The sequence below is a fragment of the Parvibaculum sp. genome (assembly GCF_002684405.1).
Taxonomy (GTDB): domain Bacteria; phylum Pseudomonadota; class Alphaproteobacteria; order Parvibaculales; family Parvibaculaceae; genus Parvibaculum.
Genome location: NZ_NYVD01000038.1, coordinates 1 through 12,150, shown reverse-complemented (window position 1 = coordinate 12,150; position 12,150 = coordinate 1). Strand labels below are relative to the sequence as shown.

Below are 12,150 nucleotides of genomic sequence, written 5' to 3'. Positions count from 1 at the left end.
GCTCGCGGCAGCCGAAGCCTTCAATGCGCTGCCCGATCCCTGTTACGTGACCGACAGGCGCGGCGCGGTGCTGTTTGCCAATGAAGCCTATCGCCATCTGGCGGGCGCCTATGCGCAGGACGAGCGCCCGGCCTCGCTGGAAAGGCTGCTGGCGGGGCGGACGGACGCAGCCGAGACCGCGTTCCGGCTCGCGCAGGCCGCGCGCACCGGCTTTGCCGCTGATGAGGAAGTGCGGCTTGCGATCCGGAGCGGCTTTACCCGTATCTACAAGGTGATCGTGCGCCCCATGAGCGGGATGCGGGGCGGGGCGGTCTGGCTTTTCCGCGACCTCACCGTGGAGCGCGAACGGCTGGAAGTCGCCGAACGCCGGCTCAAGGCCTTTACCTCCTATCTCGACGGCGCGCCGGCGGGGCTTTTCATCGTCGGGCCGACGGGCGAGATCGATTATGCCAATGCCACGCTGGCAGGCTGGCTGGGGCTCGATGCGGGACATATTTCCGAACAGGGCACGACGCTCGATACGATTGCGGCAAGCGCGTTCTCCGACATTCTCATCGCGGACGAAAACGGGCCCGGTTTCGTGGGGCCGGTGGATGCCGAACTGAAAAAGGCGGACGGTACGCTGCTGCCGGTCCGCGTGGTGGCGCGGCCGATCCGGCAGGATGGTGTGGAGAGCTGGTGCGTGCTGACGCTCGACCGTGGCATGTCCGGCGCGGGCCAGGACAATGCGCGGGATGCGCAGCTGCGCTTTGCGCGCTTCTTCAACAATGCGCCGATCGGTATTGCGACGGTCGATACGCAGGGCCGGATCGAGAATGCGAACAGCGCCTTCGTCGCCTATGTCGGCGGCGAGGCGGTGCGCGGGCAGGAGCTGGCCGAGCTGCTGGTCGAGGAAGACCGGCCCGGGGTGCTGGAGACGCTGTCCGATACGGCTGCCGGGCAATCCGCCGGACCGGCCGTCGATATTCACCTGCAGAGCCATCCCGACCGCGTCGCGCAGCTTTATGCCGCGCGGATCGATACGGGGGAGGATGCGTCGCTCGTCGTTTATCTGATCGATGCGACGGAGCAGAAATCGCTCGAAATGCAGTTCGCCCAGTCGCAGAAGATGCAGGCGGTCGGCCAGCTCGCGGGCGGCGTGGCGCATGATTTCAACAATCTGCTGACCGCGATCATCGGCTTTTGCGACCTCTTGCTGGCGCGCCATCAGGCGGGCGATCCGAGCTTTGCCGATGTGGTGCAGATCAAGCAGAACGCCAATCGCGCGGCGAACCTGACGCGCCAGCTGCTTGCGTTCTCGCGCCGCCAGACGCTGCGCCCCAAGGTGCTGTCGCTGACGGACTCGCTTGCCGAACTGCAGAACCTGCTGGCGCGGCTGCTGACGGAGCAGGTGGAACTGAAGATCGTGCATGGGCGCGATCTCGGCCTTGTGAAGGTCGATCAGAACCAGCTCGAACAGGTCATCATGAACCTCGCGGTGAATGCGCGGGATGCGATGCCCGAGGGCGGGCGGCTTACCATCCGCACCGCCAATGTGAGCGAAGAGGACAGCCGCGCGCTCGACCATGCGCTGATGCCGGTGGGCGAATATGTGCTGATCGAGGTGTCGGATACGGGCGTCGGAATCCCTAAGGAAAATCTTGGCAAGATTTTCGAGCCCTTCTATACGACCAAGGATCCCAGCAAGGGAACGGGGCTCGGCCTTTCCACCGTCTATGGCATCGTCAAGCAGACGGGCGGTTACATCTTCCCGTACTCCACGGTGGGCAAGGGGACGAGTTTCCGCATCTATCTGCCGCGCCATGTGGAGACGGCAGCCGAGAAGGCGGCCAGCGAAGAGGAAGCCGCCGCGGTGCCGCAGGAGGCCGCCGACCTGACCGGCAAGGGCACGATCCTGCTGGTGGAAGACGAGGATGCGGTGCGCACCTTTGCCGCCCGGGCGCTGGAAACGCGCGGCTATGAGGTGTTGCAGGCGGAGAGCGGCGAGGCGGCGCTGGACCTTGTCGCCGGGTTCGACGGGCGGATCGACCTCGTCGTTTCCGACGTGGTGATGCCCAATATGGACGGGCCCACCATGGTCAAGGAACTCAAGGGCAGGATCCCCGATACGAAGATCGTTTTCGTCTCCGGCTATGCGGAGGACGCCTTCGCCAAGAGCCTCGACCCGGACCAGGAATTCCACTTTCTGCCCAAGCCCTTCTCGCTGAAGCAGCTCGCCTCGATGGTCAAAGACGTGATGAACGGCTGAAACGGCGGCATTTCGTCCCGGTGGCAGCGTGTTTCATCGTCGAGACTGGTTCTTTAGGGGCAGCTGGCCTATTTTACTGGAACAGCCATGTATTCGGCCGGGCGGGCCGTGGATTGGCGGAGGGCTCTTTTGGCAATGACGACACTCGAAGCAGTGGAAGCGGGCAGTTCGCGCCCCGTGGCCGCGGCGTCGGACGCGCATATGGAACATCACCGGGCGGCGCTGACGATCGCGCGGCGCCATATGGGCGATGTCGCCTGGGGCACGGTGGCCACCTCGCTCGGCTCGCTCGCCGCGCTGGGGCTTTCGACCTATGCCGCGCTTGCCGGTTGGTGGCCCTATTGGGCGGCGATGCTGGCCAATGGCTATCTGCTGCTGATGCAGTTCATGGCGGTTCACGAAGGGCTTCACCGCGCGATCGGCGGGGACGACCCGCGCTGGAAATGGCTGAGCCCGGCGCTCGCCTGGATCGGCGGTATCGCCACGCTCATTCCCTATCGCGGCTATGACACGATGCATATGGTGCATCACCGCTATACGAATGATTTCGAGCGCGACCCCGATACGTGGTGCTCGGGCCGCAACCCGCTGCTGCTCATCCTGCGCTTCTTTACCCAGACGCCGCATTACATCTATCTGATGACGAAGTTCGGTTTCTGGAAGGACCCCAAGGAGCGGGCCGGCTACTGGATCGCGGCGGCGCATCACATCACGGCGTGGTCGCTGGTCGCCGCCGGGTTCTGGTTCGGCTATTGGCGCGAGATCCTGATGCTGTGGATCGTGCCGACCTTTCTCAATGTCGCGTTTATCGGGCTGATCTTCAATTACCTGCCGCACCATCCGCATGTGTCGCGCGAGCGCTATACCGATACCGCCGTCTTCCTGCTGCCCCGGCCCATTCACCGGCTGGTGACGGCGCTGGACATGTTCCAGACCTATCACCTGATCCATCATCTCTTTCCGCGCATTCCGTTTTACCGGATCGGCCGGGCCTTCGACGAGATGCGGCCCATTCTGGAAGCCGAGGGCGCGCCGATCCACGACTGGAGCGACGCCTGGAGCCGGACGCGGAAGCGGGCCCGGGCCTGACGCGGACCTCGACGCGGAATCGGGGAGGCGGACAGGCATGTGCCGCCGGTGCGCCGGGCGCGGGTGTCGGCGCGGCGGAAGGGCCTTGCGAGTCGTGCCCGTTTTTGAGAACGTCACGCGAACTTGTTCTGAAAATCATATTTAAATCAATGGCTTGAAAATATCATTGTCATTGAGAACAAAATAAGTACATTAACTGAAATTGCGCGGGACAATTCGGTATGAAATAAGGGGTGCAGGTCCATGTCCAAGAATGTTGTAGACCTCGTGGCAAAAGACGATTCAGAGAAGAAGAAGGCACTCGATGCGGCTCTGAGCCAGATCGAGCGCAATTTCGGCAAGGGTTCCATCATGCGGCTCGGCAAGAACGAGCAGGTGGTGGAGATCGAATCCATTTCCACGGGCTCGCTCGGCCTCGACATTGCGCTCGGGATCGGCGGTCTGCCGCGCGGTCGCGTGATCGAGATCTACGGGCCTGAAAGCTCCGGCAAGACGACCATGGCGCTGCATACGGTGGCCGAAGCCCAGAAGAAGGGCGGCGTCTGCGCCTTCGTCGATGCCGAACATGCGCTCGACCCGGTCTATGCCCGCAAGCTGGGCGTGCATCTCGACGACCTTCTGATTTCGCAGCCCGATACGGGCGAGCAGGCGCTGGAAATCGCCGACACGCTGGTGCGCTCCGGCGCGGTGGATGTGCTGGTGGTGGATTCCGTCGCCGCGCTGACGCCCAAGGCCGAACTCGAAGGCGAAATGGGCGACTCGCTGCCCGGTCTGCAGGCCCGGCTGATGAGCCAGGCGCTCCGAAAGCTCACCGGCTCGATCTCCAAGTCCAACACCATGGTGATCTTCATCAACCAGATCCGCATGAAGATCGGTGTGATGTTCGGCAGCCCGGAAACGACGACCGGCGGCAATGCGTTGAAATTCTACGCCTCCGTCCGTCTCGACATTCGCCGCATCGGCGCGATCAAGGATCGCGACGAGGTGGTGGGCAACCAGACCCGCATCAAGGTGGTCAAGAACAAGGTCGCGCCGCCCTTCAAGCAGGTCGAATTCGACATCATGTATGGCGAGGGCGTGTCCAAGACGGGCGAGCTGATCGATCTCGGTGTGAAGGCCGGGATCGTGGAGAAATCCGGCTCGTGGTTCTCCTATAATTCCCAGCGCATCGGGCAGGGCCGGGAGAATGTGAAGAAATTCCTGAAGGAAAATCCGGATATGGCCGATGAGATCGAAGCGGCGATCCGCCAGAATGCGGGTATCATTGCCGAGAAGATCATGGATGTCGGGCCGGATACGGACGACGATGACGATCTGGACGATGCCGCAGGCCTGGAGGCCAATGGCTAGGTGCCGGGCCGCCTTCGGCAAGTCCCATGAACAGAGCGGCGCCGGAGCTTCGGCGCCGCTTTTTTGCGTCTATTTCGTTTCTATTTTGCCTCCGGGGCCTTTGCTGGACAGCGCTGAGGGCGACAGGTAAAAGCGTGGGCCCTATATTGCCTTTAGAGAGAGGCAGTTAGCCCGTAGCGGGCGCAGCGAAGCGTATAATTTGCGAGACCCATTCCCATGTCCGGCCTAAACGAGATCAGAACCAGGTTTCTCGACTATTTCGCGTCGAAGGAGCACGAGATCGTGCCCTCCGCCTCGCTTGTGCCGAACAACGATCCGACGCTGCTTTTCACCAATGCGGGCATGGTGCCCTTCAAGAACGTCTTCACGGGGCAGGAGACGCGGCCCTATAGCCGCGCCACCAGCTCGCAGAAATGCGTGCGCGCGGGCGGCAAGCATAACGACCTCGACAATGTGGGCTATACGGCGCGCCATCACACCTTCTTCGAGATGCTCGGCAATTTCTCCTTCGGCGACTACTTCAAGGCCGAAGCCATCGAATTCGCCTGGGAGCTGGTGACGAAGGAATTCGGCCTGCCGAAGGACAAGCTCCTCGCCACCGTCTATTCGGAAGACGATGAGGCGTTCGAGCTGTGGAAGAAGATCGCCGGTCTTTCCGACAGCAAGATCATCCGCATTCCGACATCGGACAATTTCTGGCAGATGGGCGATACCGGCCCCTGCGGTCCCTGCTCGGAAATCTTCTACGATCATGGCGACCATATTCCCGGAGGCCCGCCCGGCAGCCCGGATGAGGATGGCGACCGTTTTATCGAGATCTGGAATCTCGTCTTCATGCAGTTCGACCAGCAGGGCGACGGCGAGCGGCTCAACCTGCCGCGGCCGTCCATCGATACCGGCATGGGGCTTGAGCGGATCGCGGCGGTGCTGCAGGGCACGCATGACAATTACGCGACCGACCTGATGCGCGCGCTGATCGAGGCGTCGGCGCATGCGGCCAATTCCGACCCGGAAGGCCCGCATGGGGTGAGCCATCGCGTGATCGCCGACCATTTGCGTTCCAGCTCTTTCCTGATCGCCGATGGCGTGATGCCGTCGAATGAGGGGCGTGGCTATGTGCTTCGCCGCATCATGCGCCGCGCCATGCGCCATGCGCAGATCGTCGGCGTGAGCGAACCGCTGATGTGGCGCCTCGTGCCGGCGCTGGTTCAACAGATGGGCGCTGCCTATCCCGAACTCAGGCGGGCCGAAGCGCTCATTACCGAAACGCTGAAGCTGGAGGAGACGCGCTTCCGCGAGACGCTGGCGCGTGGGCTGAAGCTGCTCGACGAGGAAGTGGAGCAACAGGCGGCGAAGGGCGTGCTGCCCGGCGAGGTCGCCTTCAAGCTCTACGATACATACGGCTTCCCGGTCGATCTCACCCAGGATGCGCTGCGCGCCAAGGGAATGACGGTCGATATGGACGGGTTCGACGCCGCCATGCAGCGCCAGCGCGAAGACGCGCGTAAAGCCTGGGCGGGATCGGGCGAGCAGGCGACGGAGACGCTCTGGTTCGAGCTGCGCGACCGCGTGGGCGCGACCGAGTTTCTCGGCTATGAGACCGATGACGGCGAAGGCAAGATCGTCTCCATCATCATGAACGGGCAGGAGGTGGATGAAATCTCCGCCGGGGCGAGCGCGCAGATCGTCACCAACCAGACGCCTTTCTATGGCGAGTCCGGCGGTCAAGTCGGCGATACAGGCGTCATCTTCACGCCCAAGGGTGCGGAGTTCCCGGTGAGCGATACGCAGAAGAAGCTCGGTGCGCTGCATGTGCATATCGGCGAGCTGACGCGCGGTACGCTGAAGGTCGGCGATGTGGTGGAAATGAAAGTCGATACGGCGCGGCGCGATGCGACGCGCGCGAACCACTCCGCGACGCATCTGCTGCATGAGGCGCTGCGCCGCGTGCTGGGCGATCATGTGACGCAGAAGGGCTCGCTCGTCATGCCGGACCGGCTGCGCTTCGACTTCAGCCACCCCAAGCCCATGACGCAGGAAGAAATCGGTCAGGTCGAGGAGATCGTGAACCGTATCGTGCGGCAGAATTCTGATGTCAGCACACGGATCATGACGCCGGACAAGGCGATCGAGGCGGGCGCGCTGGCGCTTTTCGGCGAGAAATACGGCGATGAAGTGCGCGTCCTCTCCATGGGGCTCGACGACGAAAAGGCGAACGGGGTCTACTCCGTCGAACTTTGCGGCGGCACCCATGTGCGCCGGCTTGGCGATATTGCGATCTTCAAGATTGTGGGCGAAAGCGCGGTAGCCTCCGGCGTGCGCCGTATCGAGGCGCTGACGGGCGAGGGCGCGCGGCGCTATCTGGCCGATCAGGAACGCATCGCGCGCGAGGCGGCGGGTGCGCTGAAGACGACGGTGGACGACCTGCCGGCGCGGGTGCATTCGCTGGTGGAAGAGCGGCGGCGTCTGGAGCGCGAGCTGGCGGACGCCAAGAAGAAGCTGGCTCTTTCGGGCGGCGGCGCCGGTGGCGGCGAGCGCCCGGCCGTGAAGGAGGTCAATGGCGTGAAACTGCTGGCGCGGCGCCTCGACGGGGTGAACCCGAAGGATCTGCGCGGGCTTGTCGACGAAGGCAAGAACCAGCTCGGCTCTGGCATCATTGCCTATGTGGCCGTGTCGGAAGACGGCAAGGTGGGTATCGCCGTCGGCGTGACGGACGATCTCACCGAGAGATACAATGCGGTCGACCTTGTGAAGACCGGTGCCGCGGCGCTTGGCGGCAAGGGCGGCGGCGGGCGGCCCGACATGGCGCAAGCCGGTGGGCCCGATGCAAGCAAGGCGGATGCGGCGCTCGACGCCGTCAGCGCCGTTGTCGGCGAGTTGGCGGGTGCCGCCTGAACCGGGGCATACGCCCCCCGGGATCTCCGGCGGGGCGGATGATGGCGGGGAGCCTGCTCCCGGTCTCCTGAAACGATTGCGCAGCCGCCTCTACGTCATTCTGGAGGCGGGTCGCACAAGCGACTGGCCGAGCCAGGTCTTCGACTTTTTCATGGTGTCGCTGATCCTGGCGAATGCCGCGGCCTTCGCGCTGGAGACGGTGGTCTCCCTCGCCGCGGCCTATGGCCCGTTCTTCAAGATCTTCAATCTTGTTTCGGTTCTGATTTTCACGATCGAATATGCGGCCCGCCTATGGGTCTGCGTGGAACATAGCGAGCATGAGGAAATGCCCTCATGGCGCATCCGGCTGCAGTTTGCGCGAACCTGGCCGATGCTGATCGATCTCGCGGTCGTTCTGCCGTTCTGGCTGGGGATCTTCGTTCCGCTGGATCTGCGCTTCCTGCGTGTTTTCCGGCTGATCCGGTTCCTCAAGCTCGGGCGCTATTCGCCCGCGCTCTCGTCGCTGGCCCGTGTCCTCTACAATGAACGTCATGCCATTACGGGTGCGCTCATCATCATGGGCGGGCTGCTGCTTCTGTCGGCCACGGTGATGTACGAGCTTGAAAAAGATGTGCAGCCGGAGGTCTTCGGCTCCGTGCCCGCGGCGATGTGGTGGGCGCTCGCCACGCTGACGACGGTCGGCTATGGCGACGTCGTGCCGGTGACGGTACTTGGCAAGATTGCCGGCGGCATGGTGATGATTTTCGGTCTCGGCATGTTCGCACTCCCCATCGCCATCGTGTCGGCGGGCTTTGCGCAGGAAATTCACCGTCGCGAATTCGTGGTGACCTGGGGCATGGTGGCGCGGGTGCCGCTGTTTTCGAAGTTCGACGCGCTCACCATCGCGCGGCTGGCGGAACATCTGAATGCGCGCGTGGTGGAGGCGGGCACGGTGATCGCGCGGAAGGGGGAGGAGGCGGATGCGATGTATTTCCTGCTCTCCGGCGAGGTGCAGCTCGACTTTCCCGACGGCCCGATAAAGCTGGAGGACGGCGCCTTTTTCGGCGAGATGGCGCTGCTTTATCAGCGGCGCCGGGCGGCGACGATCACGGCGCTCACGCGCTGTTCGCTGCTGACGCTGCAATCGGAAGATTTCGCGCGCTTCATGCGCGGTCACCCGGATGTGCGCAACACGGTGGCGCAGATTGCCGAGCGGCGGCTGACGGAACTCCGGCAACGCAGCGAGGCGGAGGCCGAAAGGCAGGAAGCGGAGCGCGCCCAGGAGGCGCACCCCGCTTCGGAGTAGGTTTACCTGATTTCGCGCCTGAGCCCGAAAGCTTCAATCCCCCTCTATCTGTCATTGCCGGGCCTGACCCGGCAATCCAGCGCATCATGTGCCGCAGGCACAGAACTGGATGCCCGGATCAAATCCGGGCATGACATTGGGGAAGCGCTTACTTCTTCAGGGCTTTGGCGAGGTTTTCCGAGACCTTGTCGAGGAAGCCTTCGGTGGAGAGCCAGGACTGCTCGGAGCCGACCAGCAGGGCCAGGTCCTTGGTCATGTGGCCGCTTTCCACGGTCTGCACGCAGACCTTTTCCAGCGTATGAGCGAACTCTTCCAGCGCCGGGGTGTCGTCCAGCTTGGCGCGATGGGCAAGACCGCGCGTCCAGGCAAAGATGGAGGCGATGGAGTTGGTGGAGGTCGCCTCGCCCTTCTGGTGGTTGCGATAGTGACGTGTCACCGTGCCGTGCGCGGCCTCGGCTTCCAGCGTTTCGCCATCTGGGGTCATCAGGACCGAGGTCATGAGGCCCAGCGAGCCGAAGCCCTGCGCGACCGTGTCGGACTGCACGTCGCCATCGTAGTTCTTGCAGGCCCAGACATAGCCGCCCGACCATTTGAGCGAAGACGCGACCATGTCGTCGATCAGGCGGTGCTCGTAGAGCGCGCCGACCTTTTCGAACTCGGCCTTGAATTCCTTCTCATAGACCTCGGCGAAGAGATCCTTGAAGCGGCCGTCATAGGCCTTGAGGATCGTGTTCTTGGTCGAGAGATAGACGGGGTATTTGCGGGGCAGGGCGTATTTGAAGCAGGCGCGGGCGAAATCGCGGATGCTGTCGTCCAGATTGTACATGCCCATGGCGACGCCGGAGCCGGGGAAGTCGAAGACTTCTTCCTCGATCGTCTCCGAGCCGTCTTCGGACACCCATTTCATCATCAGCTTGCCCTTGCCGGGCACGCGGAAGTCGGTGGCGCGATACTGGTCGCCATAGGCGTGACGGCCGATCACGATCGGCTCCGTCCAGCCGGGGACGAGGCGTGGGATGTTGCGGCAGATGATCGGCTCACGGAACACGGTGCCGCCCAGAATGTTTCGGATGGTGCCGTTGGGCGAGCGCCACATCTTCTTCAGGCCGAATTCCTCGACGCGCGCCTCATCCGGGGTGATGGTCGCGCATTTCACGCCGACGCCGTAATGCTTGATGGCCTCGGCGGAGTCGACCGTCACCTGGTCGTCCGTCTCGTCGCGGTGTTCGATCCCGAGGTCGAAATATTTCAGATCGATGTCGAGATAGGGAAAGATGAGTTTGTCCTTGATCAGCTTCCATATGATCCTGGTCATCTCGTCGCCATCGAGTTCGACGACCGGATTTTTCACTTTGATCTTGGACATGGAGTTACCCTTCGAAACATAACGGACGGGGGTCGGCGAGGACCTGCGGGGGCGGTCTTGAAACAAGACCGGGCGTGGCTCTCCTATAACACCGCTGGCGGATTGATTAAAGACAGGCGATCCCTTATTGACGCAGGCTTGTTTGATCAAAAACGCATGTCGGAGCAATGGCCGGAACGGATCGTAGAAAGTCGGGTATGACGCTGGGTGAAGAAGGCCCCGCCATTGTGCTGGTTGCGCCTCAACTTGGCGAAAATATCGGCACGGCTGCCCGCGCCATGCTCAATTTCGGGCTCACCGATCTGCGACTCGTCAGCCCCCGGGACGGATGGCCCAACAGCCGCTCGGTCGCGGCCTCGGCGGGCGCCGATATCGTCATCGACAATGTACGCGTTTTCGAGACGACGGCCGACGCGGTGGCCGATCTCGACTATGTGCTCGCCACCACGGCGCGCCCACGCGACATGGTGAAGCTGGTCTATACGCCGGATCGCGCCGCCGCGCGGCTCAGGGAGGCCTTTGCCGGCGGGGGCAAGGCGGGCGTTCTTTTCGGGCCGGAGCGGACGGGGCTCCATAATGACGATGTGGCGCTGGCCGATGCGGTGCTGACGGTGCCGCTCAATCCGGCCTTTTCCTCGCTCAACCTTGCCCAGGCCGTGCTGCTGATGAGCTATGAGTGGCACAAGGCCGCGGACAGGACGGAGGCCGAAACGCTGGAAATGCGCGAGGGCAGGCTGGCCACCAAGGAAGAACTGCTCATGTTTTATGCGCATCTGGAGCGTGAGCTCGATGCGCATGGCTTTTTCCGGACCGACGACAAGCGTCCCGGCATGGTGCGCTCGATCCGCAATCTTTTCGGGCGGGCGAGCATGACCGAGCAGGAAGTGCGGACCTTCCGCGGCATCGTCGCCTCGCTGGTGCGCACGGTGCCGAAGGGCAATGGGCCGGAAGAGGGGTAACCCCCCGATTCTGCCGGGAAAACGCCTCCCTTGAGGCCGGACATGCCGATTGACACGGGCAGGGGCAGAGGCTAGAAGAACGCCCTTACGGGACTGGCCCAAGGCCGGTCCCCGTTTCATATGAGAATACGCACCCGAGGGCCGGATACGCTTTACGCCGGTTCCTGTCGGTCTCACCTCCAAACGGGGATGAGGCAGAGGAGGGCGCGTTTCCTTGGTTTTTGAAAGGAAACAGCGATGTCAAAGCGCATTGCCGCCAAGCATAAACTCGACCGCCGTATGGGCGAGAACATCTGGGGTCGCTCCAAGAGCCCGGTGAATCGCCGCGATTACGGCCCCGGCCAGCACGGCCAGCGCCGCAAGGGCAAGCTCTCCGACTTCGGCGTGCAGCTTCGCGCCAAGCAGAAGCTCAAGGGCTTCTACGGCAACATCACCGAAAAGCAGTTCCGCGCCATCTACAAGGAAGCCGAGCGCCTTCGCGGCGATACGGGTGAAATCCTGATCGGCCTGCTGGAACGTCGCCTGGATGCCGTCGTCTACCGCTCCAAGTTCGTGCCGACCGTTTTCGCCGCGCGCCAGTTCGTGACCCATGGTCATGTGAAGGTGAACGGCAAGCGCGTGAACATTCCGAGCTATCGCGTGCGCGAGGGCGACGTGATCGAGGTCAAGGACGCCTCCAAGCAGATGGGTCTGGTGCTCGAAGCCATCCAGAGCCCGGAACGCGACGTGCCGGATTACATTGATGCCGACCATGACAAGCTGACCGCGAAGTTCGTGCGGACGCCGGGTTTCTCCGACGTGCCCTACGCGGTGCAGATGGAACCGAACCTCGTCATCGAATTCTACTCGCGGAGCTGACGCTCCGCTGACGGGAATTCTATTCGCGCAGCTGATCCCGGCAGCGCGATACGCCGAATACGAAAAGGCCGCTCTTTCGAGCGGCCTTTTTTGTTTCGTC

At 63.0% G+C, this 12,150-nt stretch carries 8 protein-coding genes; 7 read left to right on the top strand and 1 reads right to left on the bottom strand.

The window, feature by feature from the left end; translation table 11 throughout:
- From CMI59_RS03400 to CMI59_RS03380, 5 genes are all read left to right on the top strand, one after another.
- A partial coding sequence (locus CMI59_RS03400; RefSeq protein ID WP_293324765.1) for a PAS domain-containing protein occupies nucleotides 1-2,248 on the top strand: 2,248 nt, incomplete at its 5' end.
- 135 nt (nucleotides 2,249-2,383) lie between these two features.
- Complete coding sequence (locus tag CMI59_RS03395) at nucleotides 2,384-3,337, top strand: fatty acid desaturase (RefSeq protein WP_293324762.1); 954 nt, start codon at nucleotides 2,384-2,386, stop codon at nucleotides 3,335-3,337.
- A gap of 243 nt (nucleotides 3,338-3,580) precedes the next feature.
- Nucleotides 3,581-4,687, top strand: a complete 1,107-nt coding sequence (gene recA, locus CMI59_RS03390) for a recombinase RecA (RefSeq protein ID WP_293324759.1) — start codon at nucleotides 3,581-3,583, stop codon at nucleotides 4,685-4,687.
- A 216-nt stretch (nucleotides 4,688-4,903) separates the two neighbouring features.
- On the top strand, nucleotides 4,904-7,582 hold the full coding sequence (gene alaS, locus CMI59_RS03385) for an alanine--tRNA ligase (protein ID WP_293324756.1): 2,679 nt from the start codon (nucleotides 4,904-4,906) through the stop codon (nucleotides 7,580-7,582).
- A complete protein-coding gene (locus CMI59_RS03380; RefSeq protein WP_293324754.1) occupies nucleotides 7,572-8,867 on the top strand; it encodes a cyclic nucleotide-gated ion channel in 1,296 nt (431 codons plus the stop codon). The genes alaS and CMI59_RS03380 overlap by 11 nt, the downstream gene beginning before the upstream one ends.
- A gap of 148 nt (nucleotides 8,868-9,015) precedes the next feature.
- Here CMI59_RS03380 and CMI59_RS03375 read toward each other — a convergent pair whose 3' ends face one another.
- The gene (locus CMI59_RS03375; RefSeq protein WP_293324751.1) at nucleotides 9,016-10,233 is read right to left on the bottom strand and encodes an NADP-dependent isocitrate dehydrogenase; all 1,218 of its coding nucleotides are present in this window, start codon (nucleotides 10,231-10,233) and stop codon (nucleotides 9,016-9,018) included.
- A 197-nt stretch (nucleotides 10,234-10,430) separates the two neighbouring features.
- On the opposite strand from CMI59_RS03375, the gene CMI59_RS03370 reads away from it, so the two are divergent.
- Both CMI59_RS03370 and rpsD read left to right on the top strand, forming a co-directional pair.
- A complete protein-coding gene (locus tag CMI59_RS03370; protein WP_293324750.1) occupies nucleotides 10,431-11,192 on the top strand; it encodes an RNA methyltransferase in 762 nt (253 codons plus the stop codon).
- Between the two features lie 237 nt (nucleotides 11,193-11,429).
- Entirely contained in the window at nucleotides 11,430-12,050 is a 621-nt protein-coding gene (rpsD, locus tag CMI59_RS03365; protein WP_293324747.1) for a 30S ribosomal protein S4, read from the top strand.
- Nucleotides 12,051-12,150 lie beyond the last annotated feature (100 nt).